General features: G+C 68.8%; 26 protein-coding genes and 2 tRNA genes. 8 read left to right on the forward strand and 20 right to left on the reverse strand.

Going from position 1 to position 25,967, the window contains the following annotated elements:
* Positions 1-66: 66 nt before the first annotated feature.
* Positions 67-1,149 (forward strand): GNAT family N-acetyltransferase, encoded by a 1,083-nt coding sequence (locus KEC57_RS09395; protein ID WP_229384321.1) that lies wholly within the window; start codon positions 67-69, stop codon positions 1,147-1,149.
* Positions 1,142-2,242, forward strand: coding sequence for a GNAT family N-acetyltransferase (locus tag KEC57_RS09400; protein ID WP_229384322.1), 1,101 nt, complete (start codon positions 1,142-1,144; stop codon positions 2,240-2,242). The genes KEC57_RS09395 and KEC57_RS09400 overlap by 8 nt, the downstream gene beginning before the upstream one ends.
* 28 nt (positions 2,243-2,270) lie before the next feature.
* On the opposite strand, the gene mutM is transcribed toward KEC57_RS09400, so the two are convergent.
* The 6 genes from mutM to KEC57_RS09430 all read right to left on the reverse strand — a co-directional run bounded on the left by mutM (position 2,271) and on the right by KEC57_RS09430 (position 7,480).
* Positions 2,271-3,206 (reverse strand): bifunctional DNA-formamidopyrimidine glycosylase/DNA-(apurinic or apyrimidinic site) lyase, encoded by a 936-nt coding sequence (mutM, locus tag KEC57_RS09405; protein ID WP_229384323.1) that lies wholly within the window; start codon positions 3,204-3,206, stop codon positions 2,271-2,273.
* Positions 3,199-3,876, reverse strand: a complete 678-nt coding sequence (gene rnc / locus KEC57_RS09410; RefSeq protein WP_229384429.1) for a ribonuclease III — start codon at positions 3,874-3,876, stop codon at positions 3,199-3,201. The genes mutM and rnc overlap by 8 nt, the downstream gene beginning before the upstream one ends.
* A gap of 43 nt (positions 3,877-3,919) precedes the next feature.
* Entirely contained in the window at positions 3,920-4,129 is a 210-nt protein-coding gene (rpmF, locus tag KEC57_RS09415) for a 50S ribosomal protein L32 (RefSeq protein ID WP_229384324.1), read from the reverse strand.
* A gap of 33 nt (positions 4,130-4,162) precedes the next feature.
* On the reverse strand, positions 4,163-4,645 hold the full coding sequence (locus KEC57_RS09420; RefSeq protein WP_229384430.1) for a YceD family protein: 483 nt from the start codon (positions 4,643-4,645) through the stop codon (positions 4,163-4,165).
* 131 nt (positions 4,646-4,776) lie between these two features.
* Entirely contained in the window at positions 4,777-5,274 is a 498-nt protein-coding gene (coaD, locus tag KEC57_RS09425; RefSeq protein WP_229384326.1) for a pantetheine-phosphate adenylyltransferase, read from the reverse strand.
* 43 nt (positions 5,275-5,317) lie between these two features.
* A complete protein-coding gene (locus tag KEC57_RS09430) occupies positions 5,318-7,480 on the reverse strand; it encodes an ATP-dependent DNA helicase RecG (protein ID WP_229384327.1) in 2,163 nt (720 codons plus the stop codon).
* 68 nt (positions 7,481-7,548) lie between these two features.
* Between KEC57_RS09430 and KEC57_RS09435 the strand changes: the two genes are divergently transcribed.
* Positions 7,549-8,127: a 1-acyl-sn-glycerol-3-phosphate acyltransferase gene (locus tag KEC57_RS09435; RefSeq protein WP_229384328.1), complete on the forward strand. Its 579-nt coding sequence runs from the start codon at positions 7,549-7,551 to the stop codon at positions 8,125-8,127.
* Between the two features lie 42 nt (positions 8,128-8,169).
* On the opposite strand, the gene KEC57_RS09440 is transcribed toward KEC57_RS09435, so the two are convergent.
* On the reverse strand, positions 8,170-8,628 hold the full coding sequence (locus tag KEC57_RS09440; RefSeq protein WP_229384329.1) for a hypothetical protein: 459 nt from the start codon (positions 8,626-8,628) through the stop codon (positions 8,170-8,172).
* 247 nt (positions 8,629-8,875) lie between these two features.
* Here KEC57_RS09440 and rsmD point away from each other — a divergent pair, with 247 nt between their 5' ends.
* Positions 8,876-9,484 (forward strand): 16S rRNA (guanine(966)-N(2))-methyltransferase RsmD, encoded by a 609-nt coding sequence (gene rsmD / locus KEC57_RS09445; protein ID WP_229384330.1) that lies wholly within the window; start codon positions 8,876-8,878, stop codon positions 9,482-9,484.
* A 16-nt stretch (positions 9,485-9,500) separates the two neighbouring features.
* Here the strand turns inward: rsmD and KEC57_RS09450 are convergent, their stop codons facing one another.
* Both KEC57_RS09450 and thiL read right to left on the reverse strand, forming a co-directional pair.
* Positions 9,501-10,838 carry a serine hydrolase domain-containing protein gene (locus KEC57_RS09450; RefSeq protein WP_229384332.1) on the reverse strand — a complete coding sequence of 446 codons (1,338 nt, stop codon included), beginning with the start codon at positions 10,836-10,838 and terminating at the stop codon, positions 9,501-9,503.
* Positions 10,839-10,885: 47 nt separating this feature from the next.
* Entirely contained in the window at positions 10,886-11,881 is a 996-nt protein-coding gene (gene thiL / locus KEC57_RS09455) for a thiamine-phosphate kinase (RefSeq protein ID WP_229384333.1), read from the reverse strand.
* A 110-nt stretch (positions 11,882-11,991) separates the two neighbouring features.
* Here thiL and KEC57_RS09460 point away from each other — a divergent pair, with 110 nt between their 5' ends.
* Complete coding sequence (locus KEC57_RS09460; protein ID WP_229384334.1) at positions 11,992-12,489, forward strand: DUF3515 family protein; 498 nt, start codon at positions 11,992-11,994, stop codon at positions 12,487-12,489.
* A gap of 8 nt (positions 12,490-12,497) precedes the next feature.
* On the opposite strand, the gene KEC57_RS09465 is transcribed toward KEC57_RS09460, so the two are convergent.
* The 7 genes from KEC57_RS09465 to KEC57_RS09495 form a co-directional block, all read right to left on the reverse strand.
* A complete protein-coding gene (locus KEC57_RS09465; protein ID WP_229384335.1) occupies positions 12,498-13,589 on the reverse strand; it encodes a D-alanine--D-alanine ligase family protein in 1,092 nt (363 codons plus the stop codon).
* A complete protein-coding gene (locus tag KEC57_RS09470) occupies positions 13,489-14,625 on the reverse strand; it encodes an NAD(P)H-dependent glycerol-3-phosphate dehydrogenase (protein ID WP_229384336.1) in 1,137 nt (378 codons plus the stop codon). The genes KEC57_RS09465 and KEC57_RS09470 overlap by 101 nt, the downstream gene beginning before the upstream one ends.
* Positions 14,615-15,388, reverse strand: coding sequence for a lysophospholipid acyltransferase family protein (locus tag KEC57_RS09475; RefSeq protein WP_229384338.1), 774 nt, complete (start codon positions 15,386-15,388; stop codon positions 14,615-14,617). The genes KEC57_RS09470 and KEC57_RS09475 overlap by 11 nt, the downstream gene beginning before the upstream one ends.
* Positions 15,385-16,704: a UDP-N-acetylglucosamine 1-carboxyvinyltransferase gene (murA, locus tag KEC57_RS09480; protein ID WP_372457013.1), complete on the reverse strand. Its 1,320-nt coding sequence runs from the start codon at positions 16,702-16,704 to the stop codon at positions 15,385-15,387. Before murA ends, KEC57_RS09475 begins: the two co-directional genes overlap by 4 nt.
* A gap of 126 nt (positions 16,705-16,830) precedes the next feature.
* Positions 16,831-17,427, reverse strand: coding sequence for a 3-isopropylmalate dehydratase small subunit (gene leuD / locus KEC57_RS09485; RefSeq protein ID WP_229384340.1), 597 nt, complete (start codon positions 17,425-17,427; stop codon positions 16,831-16,833).
* Position 17,428: 1 nt separating this feature from the next.
* On the reverse strand, positions 17,429-18,922 hold the full coding sequence (leuC, locus tag KEC57_RS09490) for a 3-isopropylmalate dehydratase large subunit (RefSeq protein ID WP_229384341.1): 1,494 nt from the start codon (positions 18,920-18,922) through the stop codon (positions 17,429-17,431).
* A 382-nt stretch (positions 18,923-19,304) separates the two neighbouring features.
* On the reverse strand, positions 19,305-20,444 hold the full coding sequence (locus tag KEC57_RS09495; protein ID WP_229384342.1) for a TerC family protein: 1,140 nt from the start codon (positions 20,442-20,444) through the stop codon (positions 19,305-19,307).
* Positions 20,445-20,780: 336 nt separating this feature from the next.
* Here KEC57_RS09495 and KEC57_RS09500 point away from each other — a divergent pair, with 336 nt between their 5' ends.
* Both KEC57_RS09500 and KEC57_RS09505 read left to right on the forward strand, forming a co-directional pair.
* Positions 20,781-21,338, forward strand: coding sequence for an RNA polymerase sigma factor (locus tag KEC57_RS09500; protein ID WP_229384343.1), 558 nt, complete (start codon positions 20,781-20,783; stop codon positions 21,336-21,338).
* Positions 21,335-22,513, forward strand: coding sequence for a DUF4349 domain-containing protein (locus KEC57_RS09505; protein WP_229384344.1), 1,179 nt, complete (start codon positions 21,335-21,337; stop codon positions 22,511-22,513). Before KEC57_RS09500 ends, KEC57_RS09505 begins: the two co-directional genes overlap by 4 nt.
* A gap of 59 nt (positions 22,514-22,572) precedes the next feature.
* Here KEC57_RS09505 and KEC57_RS09510 read toward each other — a convergent pair.
* Both KEC57_RS09510 and KEC57_RS09515 read right to left on the reverse strand, forming a co-directional pair.
* Positions 22,573-22,648: transfer RNA gene (locus KEC57_RS09510), tRNA-Glu, on the reverse strand.
* A 33-nt stretch (positions 22,649-22,681) separates the two neighbouring features.
* A tRNA-Glu gene (locus KEC57_RS09515) sits at positions 22,682-22,757 on the reverse strand.
* A gap of 115 nt (positions 22,758-22,872) precedes the next feature.
* On the opposite strand from KEC57_RS09515, the gene KEC57_RS09520 reads away from it, so the two are divergent.
* On the forward strand, positions 22,873-23,511 hold the full coding sequence (locus KEC57_RS09520; protein ID WP_229384345.1) for an MBL fold metallo-hydrolase: 639 nt from the start codon (positions 22,873-22,875) through the stop codon (positions 23,509-23,511).
* A gap of 67 nt (positions 23,512-23,578) precedes the next feature.
* Here KEC57_RS09520 and KEC57_RS09525 read toward each other — a convergent pair whose 3' ends face one another.
* Together KEC57_RS09525 and KEC57_RS09530 are read right to left on the reverse strand one after the other, a co-directional pair.
* The gene (locus KEC57_RS09525) at positions 23,579-23,848 is read right to left on the reverse strand and encodes an HPr family phosphocarrier protein (protein WP_229384346.1); all 270 of its coding nucleotides are present in this window, start codon (positions 23,846-23,848) and stop codon (positions 23,579-23,581) included.
* A 50-nt stretch (positions 23,849-23,898) separates the two neighbouring features.
* Positions 23,899-25,956 carry a PTS fructose transporter subunit IIABC gene (locus KEC57_RS09530; RefSeq protein WP_229384347.1) on the reverse strand — a complete coding sequence of 686 codons (2,058 nt, stop codon included), beginning with the start codon at positions 25,954-25,956 and terminating at the stop codon, positions 23,899-23,901.
* Positions 25,957-25,967 lie beyond the last annotated feature (11 nt).

Consider the following 25,967-nt stretch of genomic DNA (forward strand, 5'->3'; position numbering starts at 1 on the left):
CGCTCGCCTCGTGCGGGCGGCGGCCCACCCCTCGTTTCACGACTCCCCCGTCAAAGGACGCACATCATGAGCACGATCACCGACATCGAGTTCCGGCCCCTCGTCGTGCCGGAAACCGTCGATGCACCCGAAGCCGCCGACTTCGTCGAGATGGTGCGGGTGCGCAACCTCATCTATCGCGAGATCTCCGGTCACGACGACCACCGGATCTCGGCCGACGAACTTCTGCCGCACTACCGCCCGAGCGAGTATCAGGATCGCCTGGCCTGGGTCGTCGTCGAGGACGGTGTCCTCATCGGCCGCATCGGGGTGGACCTGCCTCGCGAGGAGGGCTCGAGAGTCGCCTACTGGCTCATCGAGCTTCGGCACGATTCGTGGGGGCGCGGCATCGGCTCGTCCGCGTACGACCTCATCGAGCGTGTCGCCCGCGAACACGACCGCCGTGTCCTTCAGTCGTGGGCCGAGCATCCGGCGGCCGACGGACCTCGGGTCGCACCGCCCACCGGGTTCGGCGATATCCCCGAGGACCACGTCGCACGATTCTTCCGGCGGCATGGGTATGCCCTGGAGCAGGTCGAGCGCAACAGTGCCTTCGACCTGACGGGCTCGTTCGCCGGCGTCGAGCGACTGCTCGCCCAGGCGCATGCCGCGTCGTCGGACTATCGCGTGGTCCAGTGGTTCGCCCCCACCCCTCCCGAGTTCGTCGAGGGATACGCGTGGATGAAGTCACGGATGTCCACCGACGCACCGGCTGCGGCTCTCGAGTTCGACGAGGAGACGTGGGATGCCGCACGCATCGCCGAGCACGACGCTCTGTACACCGACACCGGCCGCACCCTGCAGGTGACGGCCGCGCAGCATATCCCCACCGGCGAGCTCTGCGCGTTCAACGAGCTCGTGATCGGGAAGGACCGCACCGAAGCGTCCCATCAGGAGGACACGCTCGTCGTCAAGGCGCACCGTGGCCACAAGCTGGGCACCCTCGTCAAGTGCGCGGGTCTGCTGTCGTGGCGCGATGTCGCCCCGGCGTCGGCTCGTGTGATCACCTACAACGCAGAGGAGAATCGCCCCATGCTCGACATCAACGAGGCGATCGGCTTCGCGCCGATCGCGTACGAAGGCGCATGGAAGAAGGTGCTCGATGACTGACATCGCCCGCCCAGTGGCACTCGCCGTGGAGCCTCTGATCGTCCCGGACTCCCTCGACGCCGCAGATGCCCCCCTCTTTCTCGAGATGGTGCGCATCGCGAACGCGGTGTGCCTCTACGAAGCCGGCCATGACTATCTGCGCGAGGAGCCGGAGGAGGCGCTCGGGTTCTGGCAGGACCAGACCGACTGGACGCAGCTCGGGTTCGCGGTGCGCCGCGACGATGCCGTTCTCGGTGTCGTGAAGATCATGATCGGCACCGAGTCCGACGTCACCGCCATCGAGTTCGATCTGATGGTGGACCCGCCGTTCTGGGGACTCGGTGTCGAAGAACTGCTGCTGGCGGAGGTCGAGCGTGAGGCGCGGGAGCGCGGCCTCGCGACCATCCAGACGTGGACCCTGCACCGGCCGGGTCGCGATGGCGCACGGCTCGAGCCGTCCACAGGCTGGGGTTCGATCCCGGCGGAGGATCGACAGACGATCTTCCCGCTCGCGCACGGATTCACCCTGGAGCAAGTCGAGCGCAACAGCGTCTTCGACCTCACGGGCGACTTCGCCGATGTCGAGCGCATGCACGCGGCCGCCGTCGAGGCCGCCGGCCCCGAGTACCGTTCGATCGCATGGACCTCGCCGACCCCCTCCGAGTATGCGGACGGCTTCGCGGAGGCGCTCGCGCGCATGTCGACGGATGCACCGCAAGGCGGCCTGGTCGTGGACGAGCAGCACTGGGATGCTGCGCGCGTCGCGCGTCGCGACGCGCGGCAACAGGCGCAGGGCCTCACCGTCTCGGTCGCCGCGGTGGTCCACGAGCCGACCGGCGCCATCGCCGCGTACAACGAGCTCGTGATCGCCGAGGACCACCGCGGTGCGACCCAGCAGTACGGCACACTGGTGCTCAAGGAGCACCGGGGCCGGCGCCTGGGCACCGTCGTGAAGTGCGCGAACCTGTTGCGCTGGCGTGAGCTGGTGCCGGAGTCACCGCGCGTGTCGACCTTCAATGCCGAGGAGAACCGGCACATGCTCGACATCAACGAGGCCATCGGCTTCGTCCCGGCCTCGTACGCGGGTGCCTGGAAGAAGGTGCTCGATCTCTGAGAGGCGACCGATCTGACGTCGTTGCACGCTACGCGCGCGCCGTGCTCCCCACAGCGTGCGGCGCGCGCTGGCAATGCGGGCAGAAATGGCTCGACCTGTTCGTGAAAGACACACGCACGAGGGGTCGGCCGCAACGCGGACACGGCTCACCCGTGCGTCCGTACGCGTTGAGCGAGTGCGCGAAGTAGCCCGCCTGACCGTTGACGTTCACGTACTGGGCGTCGAAGCTGGTGCCGCCTTCGGCGAGTGCCTTCTCGAGCACATGGCGCACCTCGGCGAGCACGCGGTTCACGGCTCTCGCCGACAGCGTGCGGGCGGGAGTCTCGGGATGGATGCGCGCGGCCCACAGCGACTCGTCGGCATAGATGTTCCCGACGCCGCTGATCACCATCTGATCCAGCAGCACCCTCTTGAGCGCGGAATCCTTGCGTGCGAGCGCAGTGCGGAACGCGGCATCCGAAAAGGCGGGATCGAGAGGATCGCGCGCAATGTGTGCGACCTGCGCCGGGACGGATGCCTCGGCCGTTCCATACCCACCGGGCGCGCCGTCACCCGTCGCGACGAGATCGTCGATCGCGAGAGATCCGAATGTGCGCTGGTCGGCGAAGACCACCGAGACCTCGCCGTGCACGGGGTGGGCGAGATCGAGGCGCACGCGCTCATGGCGCTCGGGTGCGGCGCCGGGCGTGCGCAGCAGCATCTGGCCGCTCATGCCCAGATGCCCGACCACCGCATCGGCGGGGATGCCGCCGGCGCGAGGCTCGAGCGGGAGCCACAGGAACTTGCCACGCCGTGCGGCAGCCCGGATCACGCGCCCGGTGAGCGCCGCCTCGAACTGCGCTCCGTCACCCCGATGACGGGTCAGCGCGCGCTCATCGAAAACCGTGACGGCGAGCACCGTCGCACCGGTGACCGCGGGCGCGAGCCCCGCGCGGACGACTTCGACTTCGGGGAGTTCAGGCACGCCCGCTGAGTTCTCGCCAGGCGCTCAGCGCGGCAGCCATCTCAGCGTGCTTCTTGCTCGTGCCCATGCCTTCGCGCGCCAGGTCGCCAACGACCACGGTTGCGGTGAACATACGATCGTGATCGGGTCCGGTCGAGGTGACCGAGTAGACCGGCGGCAGCATCGCGCCGTGGGCGGCGAGTTCTTGGAGGCTCGTCTTGGGGTCCATGGCGGCGCCGTAGCGCTCGGGGTCTTCGAGGAGCGGTTCGACGAGTCGCAGCACGAGCGCGGTCGCCTCATCCGGCCCCGCCGACAGGTAGGTCGCGCCGAGAATCGCCTCCATGGTGTCCGCGAGGATCGAGTCCTTGTCGCGCCCACCGGTGAGGTCCTCGCCGCGGCCGAGCAGGAGATGACGTCCCAGTCCGATGCCTCGCGCGATCTCGGCCAACGCCAGAGTCGACACGACGCTCGCTCGGCGCTTCGCGAGTGCGCCCTCGTCGAGCTCCGGGTGCGCGGTGAACAACCGCACCGTAACAGCCTGCCCGAGCACGGAGTCCCCGAGGAACTCGAGGCGCTCATTGTGGGGCACCTGCCCGTTCTCGTACGCCCAGGAGCGGTGCGTCAGCGCCAGCGACAGAAGCCCGGAGTCGATATCGACTCCGAGCTTCTGCGAGAGATCTGCGAGCGCCATGCGCTCGGCGGCGACGTTCGTCACCTCAGGCCGACTGCGACGATCAGACGTCGGCGACCTTGCGGCCCTTGTACTCGAGGAACAGCTCGGTGCCCTGCGAGTCGGTGACGACCTTCGCCTGGTGCGGACGGCTGTAGACCGTCTTGCCGTTCTCGATGGTGGTGGTCAGCGTGATGGGCGCCGCCTTCCACTGCGCGCGACGCGAACGAGTGTTGGAGCGGGAGACCTTCCGCTTCGGGGGGTTACCTGCCATGGCTTGCTCTCTTCTGTGTTCTCGACGCCGAGATCAGCCGCGGGAGCGCGGTGATTCGTCGTCGTGGTCTGTGGTGTAGTCCTGGAGCGCAGCCCAGCGAGTATCGAGGGGCTCACGCTGCTCTGATCCGGTGTGATCGGCCATCCGCTCACCCGTGGCCGGATCGAGGCCGGGGCAATCCGGCTGACATACCGGCTGAAACGGAAGCGACAGGACTACCGCTTCCCTGACCAGAGTTTCAAGATCCACGTGGTCGTCTTGAACCTCGAAGTCAGTTTCTTCCTGTCCAGGATACGCGAAAAGCTCCTGAAACTCGACTTCGAGCCCCTCGGCGAGTTCGGTGAGGCATCGTCCGCAGATGCCGGTGTACTCCGTGGCGATGGTTCCGGACGCGAGGATCCCCTCGTGCACGGACTCCAGACGGACATCAACCGTTACCGGCTCGCTCTGGGCGACCGAGACAAGGCCTTCACCCCACTTCGCGGGGGCCGGCGATTCGAGGGTGAACTCGCGCATCTCGCCGGAGAGATGCACCAGGTCTCTCACCGGGATCACGAAGGGACCTGATACATGCTTTCTGACCACGATCCCCCATCGTACCGGTGCCCCGCTGGACGGGCGCCGAACGACGGAAATGGGGCCGCGGATCAGATGCCGCGGGCGCCGGTGTCGAGGAAGCGGGCCACGACCGGCGGCACGTACGGCGACACGTCGCCTCCGAGTGACGCCACCTGACGCACCAGCGAACTCGACACCAGCGCGTGCGCCGGGTCAGGCAGCAGGAATACCGTCTCGACGTGGGCGAGGTGGCGGTTCACGATCGCCATCGGGGTCTCGTAGGCCACGTCGATCTGCGAGCGGATGCCCTTCACCAGGACACCGGCCCCGACATCCGTCGCGTAGTCGACCAGGAGTCCCATGCTCCATGACGCGACGACGATATCCCCCTCGACATTGCTCTCGGCGATCGACTGCTCCAGCAGCATCTGGCGCTGCGAGATCGGGAGCATGGCTTCTTTGCCGGGGTTGTGGACGACGAGCACGTGCAGCTGGTCGTACAGCGATGCCGCGCGGCGGATCACATCGAGGTGGCCGAGGGTCGGAGGATCGAACGACCCCGGGACGACGGCGATCCGGCTGCTCATGCGCCCAGCCTAACGGGACCCCGCCGACGCTCGGCGAGGCTGGTCAGTTCTTTGCGAGCGCGGCACGCTCGGCCATGCCGACGTTGCGCTCCAGTGCGGCCGCGAGTCCCGGGTGGCGCCGCAGCGCCGGGTCTTCGGCCAGCACCTGCTCCGCGGCGATGCGGGCCTCGGCGATCACATCTGCATCCTTCACGACCCGCAGCAGGCGAAGCGACGACCGGGCACCGGACTGGGCGCCGCCCAGCACGTCGCCCTCGCCGCGCAGTTCGAGGTCGATCTCGGCCAGCACGAATCCATCCAGCGTGGAGGCCACCGCCTCCACCCGCTCGCGCGCCGGCGTCGCCTGCGGCGCCTCGGTCACGAGAAGGCAGAGCCCCGGGACTGCGCCGCGACCGACGCGGCCCCGCAGCTGATGCAGCTGCGACACGCCGAAGCGGTCGGCCTCGAGGATCGCCATCGTCGAGGCGTTGGGCACGTCGACACCGACCTCGACGACCGTCGTCGCGACGAGCACGTCGATGTCACCGCGAGCGAAGGCCTGCATGACGGCATCCTTCTCGTCGGATGGCATCTTGCCATGCAGGATCTCGACCCGTATGGCGGAGAACGCCGGATGCCGCGACAGCAGATCCGCGACCTGCACCACGCCCCATCGGGTGCGGCCGGTCTCGCCTTCTTCCGCCCCGGGCGCTTCGTCTGCGGTGTCGTCCTTCGTGAGCGCCTCGGCGTCGATCGCGGCGCAGACGACGAACGCCTGCCGGCCCAGCCCCACTTCTTCCGCGATGCGATCCCACACGCGCCCGAACCATGCGGGCTTCTCGTGGAGAGGAGCGACGAAGGTCTGGATGCCGGCGCGGCCCACCGGCATCGTGCGGATGGTCGAGACATCGAGGTCGCCGAAGACGGTCATCGCCACCGTGCGAGGGATCGGTGTGGCGGTCAGCACGAGCGCGTGCGGCGACGAGCCCTTGGCACGCAGCGATTCGCGCTGCTCGACACCGAACCGGTGCTGCTCGTCGACGACGACCAGGCCGAGATCTGCGAACGTCGTGCTCTCGCTGAGCAGCGCGTGCGTGCCGACCACGATGCGCGCCTGCCCCGATGCGGCGCGAAGCGCGGCCTTGCGTCGCTCCGCCGCCGGAAGCTGGCCGGTGAGCAGCGTCGGCATGAGCTGTGGGGCGAGCTCGCGCCCCAGCATCCGCGCGATCGATCTGACGTGCTGTGCGGCGAGCACCTCGGTCGGTGCGATCAGCGCCGACTGCCCGCCCGACTGCGCGACCTGGAGCATCGCCCGCAGCGCTACCAGGGTCTTGCCCGAGCCCACCTCGCCCTGCACGAGCCGGTTCATCGGCCACTCCCCCTGCAGGTCTCGCGCGATGTCGTCGCCGACACTGATCTGATCGGGGGTGCGGGGGAAGGGAAGGTCGGCGTCGAAGCGCTCGAGGATCGGGCCGGGGGCGCGAACCGTGGCCGACAGCGCCCGCACGAAAGCGCGCTGCTGCAGCAGCGCGACCTGCAGCACGAACGCCTCCTGCATCCGCAGCGTCTCGCGCGCAGGCTCGATCTGGTCGAAGAATTCGGGACGGTGGATGCGCTCGATCGCGTCGCGGGCGGCGATCAGGTCGTGCCGCATGCGCAGTTCCTCGGGAAGCGGCTCGGTCACCTCCCCGAGCCCGTCGAGCACGAGCGCCACGATCCTCTGGAACTGCCAGCTCGCGACCGTGCTCGTCGCGGGATAGATCGGGATCGGCAGGTTGACGTTCGCCTCGGCGGTCATCCGCGCCATCTCGACGTCATCGAACAGCTCGTAATCGGGGTGTGCGAGCTGCTTGATGCCGCGGTACTCCCCCACCTTGCCCGCGAAAATGCCACGGCGTCCGGGCTGAAGGTCCTTCAATCGCCACGCCTGATTGAAGAACGTGAGCGATAGATCGCCGTTGCCGTCGCTGATCACGACCTCGAGCAGCGAGCCGTTGCGGTTCTTCATGCGCCGCTCGCCTGCACGCCGCACCTCGGCGACGATCGTCACCGATTCGCCGACGGGCAGCGACGAGATCTGGGTGAGCTCGCCGCGCCGGGCGTAGCGACGCGGATAGTGCATGAGGAGGTCACCGACGGTCTTCATGCCGAACGCTCGATCGAGGGCCGACGCGGTCTTTCCGCCGACTGCGCCGTCGAGGCGGGAGTCGAGGGTGAAGGACGCCATGCCTCGAGTCTAGGATCCGGCGCGGACGCTGTCGGCGTTACCCCAGCAGCTGCCCATAGGGTTGCGGGATGCTCCGACGACTCGCCTCCCGCGTGTACTGGGCCTGCAGTCGCTGGACGCTGTCCACCGAGCCGGCCCCCGATCGACCCACTGTGCTGCTGGGCGCGCCCCACACCTCGAACTGGGACTTCCTCCTCATGCTCGGGATCGCCTGGCGTCTACAGATCCCGGTGCGGTGGCTGGGCAAGTCGAGCCTGTTCCGAGGGTGGCGCGGCCCCCTCATGAAGAAGCTCGGCGGCATACCCGTGGACCGCGCCGATGCGTCGCGTGTCGTCTCCGATGTCGTCGAGCGCATCCGTGCGGGAGAGGTCTTCGGTCTCGTCGTCACCCCCGAGGGCACCCGCGGCTCGGGCACGTACTGGAAGTCGGGGTTCTACCGGATCGCCCGAGAAGCGGGCCTGCCGGTGACCCTCGGGTACGTCGACCGCACCACGATGACGACGGGCCTCGGGCCGACGATCGAACTCACCGGCGACGTGGTCGCCGACATGAACGTCATCCGCGCCTTCTACGCCGACAAGTCCGGACTGCGCCCGGAGTTTCGCACCGAGCCTCGGCTGCGAGAAGAGGATGCGGCGATCGCCTGACGTCCTCGTTCCCAGAACCGCCCGGACGCGGTGCCGGGAGGCTCAACCGAAGATGCCCTGCGCGATCTCCTCCAGGAACGCCCAGCCGTTCCGGTTCACGGTGGACAGATAGATCCAGACCCCGTCCCGGGCGACGATGATCTCCTCGGTGTCGCTGCCCGTGCCGGGGAGCACGCAGACCTGTGCACCGAAGTCATCGGCGACCTGGCACGTATACCCCTCGCCGGGGAGCGTCCCCACGGCAGCGGTGACCGCTTCGGGGGTGGCCGTGCTGATCAGCAGCAGCATGCCGGTCGCATCGCCGACGATCCAATCGCAGCCGAGGGCGAGGGTCGCGCCCTCGGGTGCCGGGCGCACGAAACCCTCGCCGTTGCTCTGCAGCGTCATGTCGCCGACGGCCGCAGCACGCGTGGCGTCGGTGGCGAGCGCGTTGCAGTCCGTCGGCAGGGTCACCGGCGCTGCGGTCGGCGTCGGGGTGGCAGTGGGAATCGGGGTCGGCATCACCGACTCCGAATGCGTGGGCGTAGAAGTGGGAGACGCTGTCGGCGTCTGCGCTCCGCCCGCGCACCCCACGAGTGCGACGGCGCTCAGGCCGGCGCTCAGCGCGATGGCTGCGATCCTCGTCGTACGGTGGATCATCTCGGCTCACTTCCGTCGGAACGATGCGCTCCCTGTCGTGATCATAGGGGGCGTCGGTCCAGTGCCGTGCGCGGACTCCACCGGAGGAGCACCCGGATATCGTGAAGGGGTGACGCGCATCATCGCCGGACGGGCCGGCTCCCTCACGCTCGACGTCCCTGACGCCGGAACGCGCCCGACGAGCGACCGCGTCCGCGAATCCCTGTTCGGCGCGCTCGAGTCGTCCGATCTGCTCCGCGGCGCTGCTGTGCTCGATCTTTACGCGGGATCGGGTGCGCTCGCATTCGAGGCGGTGAGCCGGGGCGCGGCATCCGCCGATCTGGTCGAGAAGAACCCGCGTGCCGCCGCCGTCGCCCAACGCAACGCCGGGCGCGTCGCGAAGGCGGTGGGTCCGGATGCCGCCCTGCGCGTGCACCGCAGCGGCGCCGACGGATTCCTCCGCACCGCGCGGGGCCCATTCGACGTGGTCTTCCTCGATCCGCCCTACGACGTGGGCGAATCCGAACTCTCGTCGACCCTCGCTCTGCTGGTGCCGCTGCTCGCCGAGGGCGCGGTGGTGGTCATCGAGCGCGGTTCGCGCTCCCCCGAACCGGCTCTGCCCGCCCGGCTCACCGCGACCCGGTCGAAGCGGTACGGCGACACGACACTGTGGTGGGCGACCACCCTGGCGGCAGACGGCGAGGACGCGGCGAGCGGCGGATCGGATCCCGCGCGCTAGGCATGCCGGGACCCGATCACGGATTCGGAATCGGAACGCCACTCCAGACGTCGCTGCCATCGAAGCCGACGTCACGCGTGATCGCGAGCGCGCCCGTCGGTGCCAGCGTGAGCCGGAACGTCATCGCATCGTGAAGGACGCGGAGATCGGCGACGAAGTCGTCACCCCGCCATCCGCCGGACACCGCGACCAGATCGCCGTACCAATCCCGCTCACCCTCCAGTGAGAACTCGCCCGTCGTCCACGAGTCGGGTGCGCACCGCAGTTCGCCGTCGTTGATCCTGAGCCTCTCGCCCTCGATTCGCAACAGCCGGATCGGACCGTCGGCGTAGCGATGCTCCACCACGGCCTCGTGCCGCACGCCGCCGACGGGCGCGATCCCGAGGAGCGCGGGAAGCGGCGCGGACGGCCCGGTCGTGTCGAAAGCGGGCAGCAGTTCGCGCCAGAGCACACGGAGCGGCGCCTGCATGTCGGGCAGCCCTCCCGTGATCACGACGACGGCATCCTGCTCGGGCATCACCACGACGTACTGACCGAAAGCACCGTCGCCGCGATAGGCCCCGTGCCGGCAGCGCCAGAACTGGAATCCGTAGCCCTGGCCCCAGTCGCCCGCGTTGCCCGTGCCGTTCGCGATCTGCGCGCTCGTCGCCGTGTCGATCCACGATGCCGGCACCAGCGAGCGTCCCTGCCATTCGCCGCGCTGCAGCAGCAGCTGGCCGAAGACGGCGAGCTCCTCGGCGCGGAGCATCAGACCGAAGCCGCCCGCATCGACACCGGTCGGGCTCTGCAGCCACCACGGCGTATCGATCCCCAGTGGGGCGAACAATCGCGGCTCAAGGAAGTCCCGCACGCGCATGCCGGAGCGATGCTGCACGATCTCGGACAGCAGGTAGGTCGCGGGTGTGTTGTAGAGCCAGTGGCTGCCGGGTTCGTGGACGATCGGCGCCGCGAGGGCCGTTCGCCCCCAGTCTTCGCCCCAGTCCTGCGGTTCGGCGTCGTGGCCCGTCGACATCGTCAGCAGGTGGCGCACACGCATCGCATCGAGGTGCAGGGACGACTCGGCGGGCATGAGGTCGGGCAAGAGCTCCGCGACGCGGTCGTCGAGAGCGAAGAGTCCCTCGTCGATCGCAAGCCCCACCGCCATCGAGGTGAAGCTCTTGCTCACGGAGTACATCGCGTGAGGCGCGTCGCGGTCATACGGCTCCCATGTCGCCTCGAGCACCACGTGCCCGTGCCGGATCACCGTCGCCGTGTGCACGTGCTGGATCTCGTCCAGGGCGGTCACGAGCCGCGCCAACGCGGCAGAGGGAACACCCTGGTCTTCGGGTCGCGATCGCGGGAGCAGCTCGGTCATCATCCTCAGGCTAACGGCGCCGCCGACAGCGATCCCCCGTCGACGGGTCAGCCCGTGTGCGAATCCCAGTCGCGGTAGGGATCCCACCCGCCGCGTCCGGCGTGGGCATGCCCGTCCACGAGCACGCCCGCCTCGCCTCGGGCGAGCACCTCGCCGATGCGGCGGAAGCCGTGGGGCAATGGGCGATCGGACCGGAATGTCGCCAGCAACGCGTGGTCCTCGCCGCCGGTGAGCGCAGAGTCGACATCCGGCGCGAGCGCGAGCGAGTCGAGAGCGATGGTGACATCGGATGCCGCAGCCATACGCGATGCGTCAAGCACGAGCCCGTCCGACACATCCATCATCGCCCGCGCGCCCGCGTCCGCGGCGATCGGTCCGAAAGCCACGGGTGGAGCGGGGCGCAGCTGTGCGGCGAGGTCGCGGCGCTCGTCCTCGTCGAGCACACGCTCATCGATCGGGATCGGAACGCCGGCGGCATCCGTGAACCGCTCGAAGAGAATGCGCAGTCCACGGCCCGCACGGCCGAGCTCGCCCGCCACGGCGACGGTGTCGCCGACGCGCGCGCCGGAGCGCAGCACCGGCGCTCGGCCCGCGAGCGCGCCGAGCGCGGTGACGGCCACCGTCAGGGTGTCGCTCACGGTCAGATCGCCGCCCTCGATCGTGCAGCCGGGTGCCAGTTCGTCGCACGCGGCGCGCAGTCCCTCGGCGAGCCCCGAAACGAACGAGAGGCGCGTCGAATCGGGCATCGCGAGGGCGACCAGCAGCGCGGTCGGCGTCGCGCCCATCGCCGCGACATCGGCCAGATTCACCGCCGCCGCCTTGAATCCGAGATCGAAGCCGCTCGACCACGCGAGACGGAAGTCCGGACCGTGCACGAGCGTGTCGACGGTCGCGACGACCCGGCCGTCTGCGGTCGCGATCACCGCAGCGTCGTCACCCGGACCCACCTCGGCGTTCGACGCGCCGACCCGCTCAAGTATCCGTCGAAGGATCGCCCCTTCGCTGAGTTCTCCGACCGTCGGATCCGTGCGCTCGTCGACCACGCCCCCACGCTACCGCCGCTCGCCCCGTCGATCGTGCGCTCAGGGGCACGGCGCCTCCGCCGCTGCGGCGTGAGGCGGGAGAGCCGGGCGAGCCGGGTTAGCCTGGAGCGGTGCGATTGACCCACTTCGCCGCCACGGTCGCGCTCGCGATCATGGCGGGCATCGGCCTCACCGGATGCGCGGCGACCGTCAACCTCGAGCCGGCCGACGGCTCCGACGATCCGGCGTGCGCCGAGGTGAGCGTGCGACTGCCCGGCGCCATCGGCGACCAGCCCCGACGGTGGACGGATGCGCAGGCCACCGGGGCCTGGGGCGATCCCGCGACCATCCTGCTGACGTGCGGTGTCACCGCGCCGGGCCCCACGACGATGCGCTGCGAAACAGTGGCCGGCGTCGACTGGATCATCGACGAGACCGACGCTCCGCGATTCCGCGTCACCACGTACGGCCGCACACCCGCCGTGGAGATCTACCTCGATACCGAAGTCGGCGACGACGGCGCCGGTGTGTCGAGCCGCGACGTGCTCGATGCGATCTCGCCGATCGTCGCGACGCTGCCGGTGGACGGGCAATGCGTCGGCCGCGAGGACGCGACGCCCGTTCCCTGACCCGTTCGTCAGGCCGCGCGCTCCAGCGCGGTGTCGATGAGCTCGGTGATCAGCTCCGGATACGTCATTCCCGACGCGATCCAGCACTTCGGGAACATCGAGATCGGGGTGAATCCCGGCATCGTGTTGAGCTCGTTGACGTAGAGCCCATCGGCGGCGAGGAAGAAGTCCACGCGTGCGAGGCCGCGACCGTCGACTGCCTGGAACGCCTGGACCCCGAGCTGCTGGATGGCGGCGATCTCGGCATCCGTCAGTTCTGCGGGGCACACGACCTCCGCGCCGTCGCCGCCGAGGTACTTGCCCTCGAAGTCGTAGAACTCGCGGGTGGTCAGCACGATCTCGCCCGGCAGCGACGCCCGCGGGGCGGCGCCGGCACGGCCTTCGAGGATGGCGACCTCGACCTCGCGGCCGACGATCGCCGACTCGATGAGCACCTTGTCGTCTTCGGCGAACGCGATCGCCAGGGCCTCGTCGAGCTCGGAGGCATCGTGCACCTTCGAGACGCCGACGCTGGAGCCGGCGCGGGCAGGCTTGACGAACGACGGCTCGCCCAGAGTCGCGGCATCCGCACGCACACCCGCGGGATCGAGATCCCAGCGTGCACGGGTGACCGTCACCCACGGCGACACCGGCACTCCTGCGGCCGCGAGAACGATCTTCATGAAGTGCTTGTCCATGCACAGGGCCGAATCCAGCACGCCACCCCCCGCGTACGGGATGCCGAGGGTGTCGAAGAACCCCTGCACGGTGCCGTCCTCGCCGTGCACGCCGTGCAGGATCGGCAGCACCACGTCGAGGTCGCCCAGCGCGTCGACGGTTCCGTCCGCGCGCCGTACCCGCACGGTGCGGTCGGCGCCGCCTTCGGGCCAGAGCACGCGGGTGCCGTTGTCGACCACCTCCGGAAGCCGGTCGGCATCCAGGGCGAACTTGTCGGGGTCGTCGTCCTCGAGAACGAACACACCGTCGCGGGTGATTCCGATCGGGATCACCCGGTAGCGATCACGGTCGATCGCCCGCAGGACCCCTCCCGCCGTTGCGGAACTGATCGAGTGCTCGCTGGAGCGACCTCCAAAGAGCACCGCCACCGCCGGCCTGTCCATTCTGCGTCCTCTCGCCCTTCGGAGTGTCGTCATCGGTCGTGAGATGAGGCGCGATGTCGCGCGGGTTCATCGTCCCGTCCAGAACCATCTTGACCTGCTCGACGATCGGCATATCGACGCCGACCTCTCGAGCCAGCTGCAGCACGGGAGCCACGGACGCGAGTCCCTCTGCCGTCTGATTCATCTGCTTGACCACGTCGTCGAAGCGGTATCCCTGACCGAGCAGCCGCCCGGCGGTGTTGTTGCGGCTCAGCGGCGACTGGCATGTCGCGATCAGGTCGCCGAGGCCGGCGAGTCCCTGCAGAGTCTCGGGCTGCGCGCCGAACGCGACCGCGAAGTCCGTCATCTCGACGAGTCCGCGCGTGATGATGGACGCCTTGGTGTTCTCGCCATAGCCCACCCCGTCGACGATGCCGATCGCGACCGCGATCAGGTTCTTCAGCACACCGCCGAACTCGGTGCCGATGACATCGGTATTGACGAACGTGCGGAAGTAGTGGTTGCGCGCGCGCCGGGCGACGGCATCCGCGGTCTCCTGGCTGGTCGACGAGATGACGGCCGCCGTCGGCTGCTCGCGCGCGATCTCGAGGGCGAGGTTCGGCCCCGAGGCGACGGCGATGCGGGCCAGGTCGCAGTGCAGCTCCTGTTCGATGACCTGACTCATGCGCAGCCCGGTGCGCCGCTCGACGCCCTTCATGAGCGACACGATCGGCACATCGGTCTTCGATACGAGCGGGCGGACGGCCTTGAGGTTCTGGCGCAGCGCCTGGCTCGGAATCGACAGGTAGATCTGGTCCGCGCCTTCGAGCGCCTCGGAGAGGTGATGCGTGGCGTGCATGTCTCGCGGCAGGTTTATCCCGGGAAGGTACTCGCTGTTGCGCTTCGCCTCCTGGATCTCGCTCGCCAGTTCTGCGCGGCGCGCCCACATGGTCACGTGAGCTCCGCCGTCGGCAAGGATCTTGCCGAACGTCGTTCCCCAGCTCCCTGCGCCGACGACCGCGACGCGCGGGCGCGAGGAATCCTGTCTACGGCTCAAGGCGACCGGTCTCTTTCTGCCCGTGATCGGCGGGATTCCACCGCTCCGCGGGCGCGGGCTCGCCCCGCAGCTCCGCGAGCAGCACCGAGATCTCTGCCATGAGCTCGTCGGTCGCGGCGACGAGAGCCGACGGCTGGCCGGGTGTGGACTCGTAGGCCGAGAGGTCGAGGGGGTCTCCGAAGAGGACGGTCACACGACGTCGCAGCGGCCACAGCTTCAGCTTGCCGTAGCGCGGAAGCACCTGCTGCGCACCCCACTGCGCCATGGGGATGAGCGGGATGCCGCCGGCCAGGGCGAGCCGGACCGCTCCGGTCTTGCCGCGCATGGGCCACAGATCCGGATCACGGGTGAGCGTGCCTTCGGGGTAGACGATGACGCCGCGGCCATGGCGAACCAGTGTCTCGGACGCCTCGAGCGTCGCCTTCGCCGCCGATGCCGACGCGGAGCGGGCGACGGGGATCATGCCGGTCCTGCGCAGCACCCATCCGAGCACGGGCACTCGGAACAGGCTCTCCTTGGCCATGAACCGGGGCGCCCGGCCCATGCGCCATACCGCCAGGGCGACCACGAGGGGGTCGATCTCGCTCGCGTGATTCGGCGCGAGGACGAACGCACCGTCGCGGGGCAGCTTGTCGCCGCCGTCGACCTCGACCTTGAAGATGAGTCCCAGGAGCGGGACGGCGACGGCCGCGAGGGGCCAGAACAGGCTGGGTCGCGTCTTCTCCCGCGACGCGCGGGGGCGGTTCGGGGCCACCCGCGTCACCCGATGACGTCGAAGTCGGCGCCGAGGGTCTCGAGCTTCGTGAGGAACTTCTCGTATCCCCGCCGGATGATCCCGATGTTGCGGACCACGGACTCGCCCTCGGCCGCCAGCGCCGCAATGACGTAGCTGTAGCCGCCGCGAAGGTCGGGAACGACGACGTCCGCGCCGTGCAGGGCAGTGGGGCCGTTGATGACTGCAGCCTGCTCGAGGTCGCGTCGGGGAACCCGGCGGACGGTCGAATCGATGCCATGCGGATGCACGACGATATCGGCGCCCATGAGGTTGAGCGCCTCGGTGAAGCCGAGGCGGTTCTCGTACACCGTCTCGTGGACGACGGACTCGCCGTGAGCCTGAGTGAGAGCGACGATGAGCGGCTGCTGCCAGTCGGTCATGAAGCCCGGATGGACGTCGGTCTCGACGACCACGGGCTTGAGCGTCCCGCCGCGACGGAACTGGATGCCGTCCTCGCGGACGTCGAACCAGCCACCCGCCTTGCGGAACACATTGAGGAACGTCAGCATCTCCTGCTGCTTCGCTCCGCCGACGAAGATGTCGCCGTCGGTGGCGAGAGCGGCGCAGGCCCACGATGCAGCTTCGTTGCGGTCGAAGATCGCCCGGTGGTCGTAGCCCTGGAGAGTATCGACGCCCTCGATGAGGATCACGCGGTTGGGCTCGTACGAGATGATCGCGCCCATCTTCTGCAGCACCGCGATCAGGTCCATGATCTCGGGCTCGATGGCGGCGTTGCGTAGCTCGGTGGTGCCCTTCGCCTTGACGGCCGTGAGCAGCACCTGCTCGGTCGCACCCACGCTGGGATACGGCAGATCGATGTTCGCCCCGTGCAGCCCGTTCGGCGCAGTGATGCGAATGCCCTCGTAGCTCTTGTCGACGACCGCCCCGAACGCGCGCAACGCGTCCATGTGGAAGTTGATCGGCCGGTCGCCGATACGGCACCCGCCGAGATCGGGGATGAGCGCCTCACCGAGCAGATGCAGCAGCGGTCCGCAGAACAGGATCGGGATGCGTGACGCCCCGGCGTGGGCATCGATCTCTTCGAAGTGCGCTGCCACAGCGCCGCTCGGGTCGAGGTGGAAAGTGCCGTCCTCGTCTCCGTCGTCGACGCGGACACCATGCACTTCGAGGAGAGATCGGACGACCTGCACGTCGCTGATGTCGGGAACGTCGCGCAGCGTGCTCGCCGTCTCACCCAGCAGCGCGGCGACCATGGCCTTCGTCACGAGGTTCTTGGCACCCTTGACCTCGACCCGGCCGGTCAGCGGTCGACCGCCACGGATCGCCAGTACTTCACCGGCCATTTCCTTCTCTCCCGACTTCGTTTCGGCTTCGACGCCGAGAAGAGACTTCATCCGGTAGACCTCACTTGGTGTTCTCGAGGGGCGATGTGCGGCGGTCGGGATGCCCTGGTGGGGCGCCGACCTGGCTTACGGAACAGGAAGCGTCCGTGGCCGCCACGCCTCGCGGCGAGCCTCGAACTGCGCGATCTTGTCTGCCTCGCGCAGGGTGAGCCCGATGTCGTCGAGCCCTTCGAGAAGCCGCCACCTAGTGTAATCATCGATGTCGAAAGCGACGTCGAGGTCGCCGATGGTGGCGCGTCGCGAGTCGAGGTCGACCGTCATCCGCACGCCGGGGTCGGCGTCGATGACCGCCCACACCGCTTCCAGATCGGCCTCCGAGATCACTCCGGTGACCAGGCCCTGCTTTCCGGCGTTGCCGCGGAAGATGTCGGCGAACTTGGGGCTCAGCACGACCGAGAAGCCGAAGTCCCGCAGCGCCCAGACCGCGTGCTCGCGGCTGGACCCGGTGCCGAAGTCGGGACCTGCCACGAGGATGCTCGCGCCCGCGTAGACGGGCTGGTTGAGCACGAACTGCGGGTCCTGCCGCCAGTTCGCGAACAGGGCGTCCTCGAAGCCGGTCTTGGTGACGCGCTTGAGGTAGACGGCGGGGATGATCTGGTCGGTGTCGACGGCGGAGCGCTTGAGGGGGGCGGCGATGCCGGTGTGCGTCGTGAACTTGTCCATGTCAGGCCTCCACTGCGTTCGCCGCCATGGGCAGCTGAGTCTGCTCGAGCGGGATCACCGGATCCAGATCGCTCGGGCTCGAGAGAGTTCCGCGCACGGCGGTGGCCGCCGCCACCAACGGTGACACTAGATGCGTACGACCGCCCTTGCCCTGTCGTCCCTCGAAGTTTCGGTTGCTCGTGGACGCACAGCGTTCCCCCGGTGCGAGCTGGTCGGGGTTCATGCCCAGGCACATCGAGCAGCCTGCGAAGCGCCATTCGGCGCCGAACTCCTCGATCACCTTGTCGAGGCCCTCGGCCTCGGCTTCGAGGCGTACGCGTGCGGATCCGGGAACGACCATCACCCGAACGCCATCGGCCTTCTTGCGGCCCTTGATGACGGAGGCGAATGCACGCAGGTCCTCGATGCGGCTGTTCGTGCACGATCCCATGAACACGGCGTCGACCGGCACGGCCTTCAACGGCGTGCCCGGTGCGAGATCCATGTACTCGAGCGCACGCTCGGCGGCGGCGCGATCGTTGGGATCGGAGTAGTCGTCCGGCGTGGGCACGACACCGCTGAGCGAGACGCCCTGGCCGGGGTTCGTGCCCCAGGTGACGAACGGCTCCAGCTCGGCGGCGTCCAGGAACACCTCGGCATCGTAGACCGCGCCCTCATCACTGGGCAGCGCGCGCCAGTACTCGACGGCGTCGTCCCAGTCCCGGCCGGTGGGCGCGTGCGGGCGACCCTTGACGTAGTCGAAGGTGATGTCGTCGGGTGCGATCATGCCGGCGCGCGCACCAGCCTCGATCGACATGTTGCACATCGTCATGCGCCCCTCCATCGAGAGGGAGCGGATGGCGCTGCCCCGGAACTCGAGCACGTAGCCCTGTCCGCCGTTCGCGCCCAGCTTCGCGATGATCGCGAGCACGATGTCCTTCGCGGTGACACCCGGGTTGAGGTCGCCCTCGACGGTGATCGCCATCGTCTTGAACGGCTTGAGCGGCAGCGTCTGCGTGGCCAGCACGTGCTCGACCTCACTGGTGCCGATGCCGAACGCCATCGATCCGAACGCGCCGTGGGTGCTGGTGTGGCTGTCGCCGCAGACCACCGTGATGCCGGGCATCGTAAGCCCCAGCTGCGGCCCCACGACGTGCACGATGCCCTGCTCCTTGTCACCGAGCGAGTGCAGCCGCACGCCGAATTCGGCGGCATTGCGCCGCAGCGTCTCGATCTGGGTACGGCTGGTGAGGTCGGCGATCGGCTTGTCGATGTCGAGCGTCGGCGTGTTGTGGTCCTCGGTCGCGATCGTGAGGTCCAGCCGGCGAACCGGGCGCCCCTCGGCCCGGAGACCGTCGAAGGCCTGCGGGCTGGTGACCTCGTGCACGAGGTGCAGGTCGATGTAGATCAGGTCGGGCTGACCGTCGCCGCCCTTGACGACGACGTGGTCGTCCCACACCTTCTCGGCGAGGGTGCGGGGTCGATCGGGGATGCCGGATGCATCGATGGTGCTCATAGCCTTGTCGTTCTCCTCGGAAGGGACTGTCCTCTGAAGGGACTGTGCTCAGAAGGGGTCGGGCCCGCAACGAACTCCGCGACGAGGGCGGCCTGGGAACTAGGACTCGTCGCGGCCGCTAAGGAGGAGGCGAGCGATCCGCACCCGCCCAGACTACCACCGGCGTGAGGCGAGCCGTCGCTCGAACCGAGCGATTGCGATCCTGGCAACCTCCTCACTCTTCCGGGACGGCGTCCGCATCAGGCATCGGCGCGTTCCACAGCAGCAGCCCGGCCCGCCATCGCGGCCGCATCGCCGTCGATGTCGATGTCGGCGTCCGCGCCGAATGTCGGCAGTATGCCAGCGGCGATGGCGGCAGACGATGCCGTCCGCCGCACCGCCGTCAGCTGCGGGGTTCGGACCTCTCGCCTTCGGCGCCCTGGCCGGGCTCGTCCACCGTCGCCGGGGTGCCCTTCTCCTCGGCGACGAGCGCGGCGGCGGCGGTAGCGGCCTGCATCCCGCCAGAATCGTCTGCGGTCAGCGCGGCATCCGACTTCTCGCGGCGCTTGTCGCGCGCCGACGCGATGAGGCTCGCCACGGTCGCCACCGTCATGGCCGAGACGATGACCGCCAGCGACGTCCACGTCGAGATCTCGGGCGCCCACTCGATGGGCTCGCCGTTGTTGATGAACGGCAGTTCGTTGACGTGCATCGCGTGGAAGACGAGCTTCACACCGATGAACGCGAGGATGAACGCGATGCCGTAGTGAAGGTAGCGCAGGCGATCCAGCAGGTCCCCGAGGAGGAAGTAGAGCTGACGCAGCCCCATGAGGGCGAACAGGTTCGCCGTGAACACGATGAACGCGCTCTGCGTGATGCCGAAGATCGCGGGGATCGAGTCGATCGCGAACAGCAGATCGGTCACGCCGATCGCCGCGAACACGATGATCATCGGCGTCCACATCTTCTTGCCGTCGACCACGGTGCGGATCTTGGCGCCGTCGTAGTGATCACTGATGTCGATCGTGCGGCGCAGCAGCCGGACGATGAAGTTCTCCTGCTTGACGTCGTCGTCGTGATCGCCGCCCGGGAACGCCTGTCGGATGGCCGTCCACACCAGGAACGCGCCGAACAGGAAGAACACCCAGCTGAACTGCTCGATGATCGCCGCGCCGGCGAGGATGAACAGTCCCCGCAGCACCAGGGCGATGATGATGCCCACCATCAGCACCTCCTGCTGATAGCGGCGCGGCACCGCGAACTGCCCCATGATCAGCACGAAGACGAACAGGTTGTCGATCGAGAGGCTGTACTCGGTGAGCCAGCCGGCGACGAACTGGCCCGCGTACTCCGGACCGGCGAACACGTACATCAGGCCCGCGAAGATCAGGGCAAGCGTCACGTAGAAGACGACCCACAGGGTCGACTCCCTCGTCGACGGGATGTGCGGTCGCTTCAGGATCAGCAGCAGATCGCCGAGGAGGATGAGGGAGAGGATCACGAGGGATCCGATTTCGAACCAGAGCGGCAGTTCGAGGTCCATGGAGGGCCTTTCGCGGGGAGACGTACGAGGGGTCGGTCGATGCCGAAAGTCTCTCCCCGCGGACCTCACGGTCCGCGTCGCGCACCCGGGGTCGCTCTATCGGGACCCGTGATGACGGATGCGCGCTCTCGGGATACTCCCTCTCGCTCGCATCAGGATACAGGCTCGGGATGCCGCGCCCTCCGCATGGGGACGATCGCCGATGGTCGAGTCCTCACGAAAGCGATCCGCAGCCTCTGAGACGATCGCCGCTGCCCGGACACTGACACGGTGAGAGACAATGATGCTCCGCGACGACGCCCTTCCTCGGCGGCGCGCGTGGGCCGGAGGATGGGAATGGCAGACGACGACTCGCCGGGCGACGCCGCGCTCGTGGCCGCCGCCGCGAACGGGAGCGAGCACGCGTTCCGTACGCTCTACCGCGCCTACGTGCGTCCGGTCTTCTGGCTGGCGCACGGGCTGGTGGGAAACCGGGCGGATGCCGAGGAGGTCACGCAGGAGACGTTCCTGGTCGCCTGGCGAAAGCTGCCCGGACTCGAACTCGCGGGTGATTCGCTGCTGCCGTGGCTGGCGACGGTCTGTCGCTTCCAGGCCGCGAATCGCATCCGCCGCCAGAGGCGCGACCGCGAGCACACCGCAGGCCCCGCCGACGAGAGCCTTCCCGCAACCGTGAACATCGAGCAGCAGGTCATCGACGGCGAACTGGCCGATGCGATCCTGCGCGAGGTGGCCGAACTCGGCGACCTCGACCGCGCCATCTTCCGGCTGTGCACGACCGAGGGCTACGGCTACCAGGCAGCGGCTGACGAGCTCGGCATCGCTCACGGCGTCGTCCGCAATCGTCTCTCCCGCATCCGCACGCGCCTGCGGACCGTCGTGAAGGAGAGCACATGAACAGTCAGCAACAGGGATCCGGCCCGCAGGGGGCATCCGCCTCCCTTCCTGCGCTCGGCAGCCAGCGCATCGACGAGATCGAGAACGCCCTGTTCGCCGACATCGCCCGCGAGCGCGTCATGCACAAGGGGCGCAGCGCCCGTCGCGGTCGACTGTGGCTGGCGGGTGGGGCGGCCGCGGCCGTGATCGTCGTGGCCGCCGTCATCGCGCCGAGCGTCGGCTCACTGGTCAGCGGTGGTGCGGGCGACGAGTCCGCCCTCTCGCCGGCAGAGCAGCCCGCCGGCATCGTCGAGCCGGGCGTGATCCAGGATTCCTCCGGATCTCGTGAGGCCGCGCCGCTGACGCTGGAAGGCGGTGCCGCCGACCAGGCGGTCGGCTCCGATAGCGCCACGACGGGTCGGGACATCATCACGACGGCGTCGGCGAGCGTGACCGTGGGCGACGTCGAGGTCGCGGCGCGCTCGATCGCGAACTCGGCCGTCGCGCACGGCGGCTACGTCGAGTCGATGAGCGTGGGCACCGATGGCACGGTCTACCCGATCGATCCCATGACCGGCGGCGGCGTCTACGACACCTCTGCGCCGTATCCCTACACGCCCGACGGCGCATGGGTGACTGTTCGGGTGCCCGCCGACCAGCTGGCCGGGTTGGTCGAGGAGCTCTCGGACGTCGGCCACGTCACGGCGACCTCGATCAACCGCCAGGACGTCACAGAGCAGACCGTGGACCTCGCGGCGCGCGTCGATGCCACACAGGCGTCCGTCGACCGCCTGACCGAGTTGATGGGTCAGGCGCAGAGCGTTGCGGATCTCTTGACGGCCGAGTCCGCATTGTCCGAACGTCAGGCGATGCTCGAGTCCTACCAGCAGCAGCTCGAGATGCTCGAGGGCCAGGTCGCGATGTCGACGCTCAGCGTCACGATCACGCCCGAGGTCGAACCCGTCACCGCGGACCCGGCCGGGTTCGGAGACGGTCTGGCCGCCGGGTGGAACGGCCTGGTCGCCACCCTCAACGGCATCGTCGTGGCCCTCGGCTTCCTGCTGCCCTGGCTGATGGTGGTCGCGATCGCCGGGCTCGTGGTGTGGGCGATCGTCCGCCTCGTGCGCAGCCGTCGGCAACGCCGAGCGGACGACGCGGCCCGCTCTCGGGCAGGCCGAGACGAATCCGAGAGCTGAGCAGCGCGAGCCCGAACACGAAGAAACCCCCGGTCGGAAAGGACCGGGGGTTTCTCCTGTGGTGACCCCAGCGGGATTCGAACCCGCGTTACCGCCGTGAGAGGGCGGCGTACTAGGCCGCTATACGATGGGGCCGTACGCGGACTTTCTGCACTGCCGTTGCCTTGCTGGTGACCCCAGCGGGATTCGAACCCGCGTTACCGCCGTGAGAGGGCGGCGTACTAGGCCGCTATACGATGGGGCCGTTCAGGCAACCGTTCGATTATGCCATGCCTCGTATGCCCGCTCCAAATCGAGGCGGGGCCGCAACGCGCCGACGCGTGCTTGCCGCCGCGCCGTCGGTGGCGTTGACTCGAGGCATGCGAGTCACCAAGTTCGAACACGCCACCCTGACACTCGTCGATGCCGATCGGACACTCGTGATCGACCCGGGGTCGTACACGGCGCCGCTGGGCGAACTGCAGAACGTCGTGGCGATCGTGCTCACCCACGAGCACGCCGACCACTGGACACCCGACCACCTGGACCGCATCCTCGGGACCTTTCCCGGAATCCCGATCTATGCCCCCGAGGGCGTGGCCCGAGCCGCGGCCGGATATGAGATCACCGTGGTCCATCCGGGTGACATCGTCGAGGCGGAGCCGTTCCGTCTCAAGTTCTTCGGCGGTCGGCACGCGGTGATCCACACGTCGATCCCCGTGATCGACAACGTCGGCGTGCTCGTGAACGACGAACTGTACTACCCGGGCGATTCCTACGCCGTGCCGGACGGACGTCCGGTCCGCCTGCTCGCGGCCCCCGTGGGCGCCCCGTGGCTCAAGATCGGCGAGGCGATGGACTTCGTGCTCGCCGTGGCACCGGAGCGCGCATTCGGGACCCACGACATGACGCTGTCCGTCGTCGGGCGCGACATGGGACGTGCCCGCCTCACGTGGGCGGTCGAGCAGGGCGGCGGCGAGTTCGTCGTGCTCGACCCGGGAGATTCGACCGACCTCTGACACACAGACGACGGATGCCGCAGCGGCTTCGACCCGCGGCATCCGTCGTCTTGTCTGCTCGGCCGGGCTACTGGGCGTCGAGATCCGTCTCGAGCAGCTGTACGAGCTGTGCGAGGGCCTCGTCGGCGCCGTCGCCCTCGGCCTTGAGTGTGACGACCGTACCATGCGAGGCGCCGAGGCCCATCAGGGACAGAATGCTCCCCGCATTGAGGTCCGGGCCGCCGTCGAGCGCGATGGTGACGGGCACGGATTGGGCCTGGACAGCCTGCACGAAAAGCTTCGCGGGACGGGCGTGCAGCCCGGAGCTGCTGGCGATGGTGGCCTGACGTTCTGCCATTTTCTCTCTCCTCGTTCAGATGGGTGGAGTGTTCGGTTCGACCGGTCCGGTCACGCGGCGACCGCGACGCCGGCCTCGGCCTGCTCGAGCTCCTTGCGCCCGACCCACTTCTTCAGTGCGACGACAGCGAGTGCGGACACGACGGTACCGGCCACGAGCGCCACGAGGAAGCCCCACACCGGGTCGATGGCGAACAGGACGAAGATTCCACCGTGCGGGGCGAGGGACTCGACTCCGAACATCATGATCAGTCCGCCGGTCAGCGCGCCGCCCACCATCGACGCGGGAATCACGCGCAGCGGGTCGGCCGCGGCGAACGGGATGGCGCCCTCGCTGATGAACGAGGCGCCGAGCAGCCAGGCCGCTTTGCCGTTCTCTCGCTCGACCGGCGGGAACAGGTCGCGGGCGAGCACCGTCGAGGCGAGCGCCATCGCGAGCGGAGGAACCATGCCCGACGCCATGACCGCGGCCATGATCAGGTAGGGCGTCGGATTCTCGGCGGATCCGGCCGCGAGACCGGCGACCGCGAATGCGTACGCGACCTTGTTGACGGGCCCCCCGAGGTCGAAGCACATCATGAGACCGAGGATGACGCCGACCACGATGATCGCGCCGGTCGCTGCAAGGCTCGTCAGCCACGTGTTGAGCCCCTCCATGAGCGTCGCGATCGGACGACCGAGGAAGAGGATCATCAGGCCGGATGCCACGATCGAGGCGACGAGCGGGATGATCACCACCGGCATGAGGCCGCGCAGCCACCGGGGTGCGTCGAACGTGCCGATCCACCACGCGACGACACCGGCGAGCAGACCGCCGATGATGCCGCCGATGAATCCGGCGTTCATGATCACCGCGACCGCGCCCGCGACGAATCCGGGTGCGATGCCGGGCCTGTCCGCGATCGCGAACGCGATATAGCCCGAAAGCGCAGAAACCAGGAAGCCCATGGATGTCGCGCCGATCACGAACAGCACCGATCCGAGGTACTGGCCGAGACCGCCCGCGGGCAGACTCCACAGCGCATTGTCGATGATGACCGAGAACGCCTGGTTGTCGGTGTTGACGTCCACCCCGCCGATGAGGAATCCGAGAGCGATGAGCAGACCGCCGCCGGCGACGAACGGAATCATGTAGCTCACGCCGGTGAGCAGGATCCGCTGGATCCGTGCGCCCCACGACAGCCGCTCTGCGGGGGCCGCGGCGACCGCGCCCGCGTCTCCTCCAACGCGCGTCGCGGACGGGTCGTTCGCTGCCGCCACCGCCTCGGCGATGAGTTGATCGGGCTGCTCGATGCCGCGCTTGACTCCCGAGCGCACCACCGGCTTGCCCGCGAAACGCTGCGGCTCGCGGACATCGACGTCCGTGGCGAAGATCACGGCGTCTGCGCCCTGGATGACATCGGCCGGCAGCGCCTGGTATCCGCTCGATCCTTGCGGTTCGACGACGAGGTCGATCCCGTTCTTCTTGCCCGCAGCGGTGAGCGCGTCGGCTGCCATGAAGGTGTGGGCGATGCCGGTGGCGCATGCGGTCACCGCGACGATCCGCGCCGGGCGGCCCTGGACGCTCAGGGCCGCCGGTGAGGCGGGTGCAGGTGCGGAAGCCTGCATCGCGGCGGCTGCCGCTGGGGCGGCCGTGACGGGTGCCGCCGCGGCATCCCCCTCGCCGATCGCTTCGCGAACGATCGCGACGACATCGTCGTCGGATCGGGCGGCGCGCAGCCCGGCGGTGAAGTCCTCCTTCATGAGGCTGCGGGCGAGCTTGGAAAGCACCGCGAGGTGGGCCTCGGCGGCGTCGGCCGGTGCCGCGATCAGGAATACCAGGTCGGCGGGACCATCAGGCGCGCCGAAGTCGACACCGGGACTCAGCCGGGCGAAAGCGAGCGACGGGGTGGTCACGGCGGCGCTCTTCGCGTGTGGAATGGCGATTCCGCCGGGCAGGCCGGTCTCGTCCTTCTGCTCGCGCGCCCATGCGTCGGCGTAGAGGCCTTCGGCGTCGGTCGCGCGACCTTGCGCGACCACGCGTGCGGCGAGCGCGCGGATGACGGCGGCCTTGTCGTCGCCGAGTTCGGCGTCGAGGCTGACCAGCCCTGGGGTGATGGTGTCGGACACGAGGACCTCCT

Source organism: Microbacterium allomyrinae, from assembly GCF_020682705.1.
GTDB classification, from domain to species: domain Bacteria; phylum Actinomycetota; class Actinomycetes; order Actinomycetales; family Microbacteriaceae; genus Microbacterium; species Microbacterium allomyrinae.

Excerpts from the sequence above, each read along its gene's own strand:
- KEC57_RS09525 (WP_229384346.1), bottom strand. The coding sequence starts at position 23,848 with ATGGCAGAACGTCAGGCCACCATCGCCAGCAGCTCCGGGCTGCACGCC.
- leuC (WP_229384341.1), bottom strand. The coding sequence starts at position 18,922 with ATGAGCACCATCGATGCATCCGGCATCCCCGATCGACCCCGCACCCTC.
- KEC57_RS09440 (WP_229384329.1), bottom strand. The coding sequence starts at position 8,628 with ATGCCGACCCCGATTCCCACTGCCACCCCGACGCCGACCGCAGCGCCG.
- leuD (WP_229384340.1), bottom strand. The coding sequence starts at position 17,427 with ATGGACAAGTTCACGACGCACACCGGCATCGCCGCCCCCCTCAAGCGC.
- KEC57_RS09505 (WP_229384344.1), top strand. The coding sequence starts at position 21,335 with ATGAACAGTCAGCAACAGGGATCCGGCCCGCAGGGGGCATCCGCCTCC.
- coaD (WP_229384326.1), bottom strand. The coding sequence starts at position 5,274 with ATGAGCAGCCGGATCGCCGTCGTCCCGGGGTCGTTCGATCCTCCGACC.
- rnc (WP_229384429.1), bottom strand. The coding sequence starts at position 3,876 with ATGGCGCTCGCAGATCTCTCGCAGAAGCTCGGAGTCGATATCGACTCC.
- KEC57_RS09495 (WP_229384342.1), bottom strand. The coding sequence starts at position 20,444 with ATGGACCTCGAACTGCCGCTCTGGTTCGAAATCGGATCCCTCGTGATC.
- KEC57_RS09520 (WP_229384345.1), top strand. The coding sequence starts at position 22,873 with ATGCGAGTCACCAAGTTCGAACACGCCACCCTGACACTCGTCGATGCC.
- KEC57_RS09435 (WP_229384328.1), top strand. The coding sequence starts at position 7,549 with ATGCTCCGACGACTCGCCTCCCGCGTGTACTGGGCCTGCAGTCGCTGG.
- KEC57_RS09465 (WP_229384335.1), bottom strand. The coding sequence starts at position 13,589 with ATGGACAGGCCGGCGGTGGCGGTGCTCTTTGGAGGTCGCTCCAGCGAG.
- KEC57_RS09430 (WP_229384327.1), bottom strand. The coding sequence starts at position 7,480 with ATGGCGTCCTTCACCCTCGACTCCCGCCTCGACGGCGCAGTCGGCGGA.
- KEC57_RS09420 (WP_229384430.1), bottom strand. The coding sequence starts at position 4,645 with ATGCGCGAGTTCACCCTCGAATCGCCGGCCCCCGCGAAGTGGGGTGAA.
- rpmF (WP_229384324.1), bottom strand. The coding sequence starts at position 4,129 with ATGGCAGGTAACCCCCCGAAGCGGAAGGTCTCCCGCTCCAACACTCGT.
- murA (WP_372457013.1), bottom strand. The coding sequence starts at position 16,704 with ATGGCCGGTGAAGTACTGGCGATCCGTGGCGGTCGACCGCTGACCGGC.
- KEC57_RS09450 (WP_229384332.1), bottom strand. The coding sequence starts at position 10,838 with ATGACCGAGCTGCTCCCGCGATCGCGACCCGAAGACCAGGGTGTTCCC.
- KEC57_RS09500 (WP_229384343.1), top strand. The coding sequence starts at position 20,781 with ATGGCAGACGACGACTCGCCGGGCGACGCCGCGCTCGTGGCCGCCGCC.
- KEC57_RS09395 (WP_229384321.1), top strand. The coding sequence starts at position 67 with ATGAGCACGATCACCGACATCGAGTTCCGGCCCCTCGTCGTGCCGGAA.
- KEC57_RS09400 (WP_229384322.1), top strand. The coding sequence starts at position 1,142 with ATGACTGACATCGCCCGCCCAGTGGCACTCGCCGTGGAGCCTCTGATC.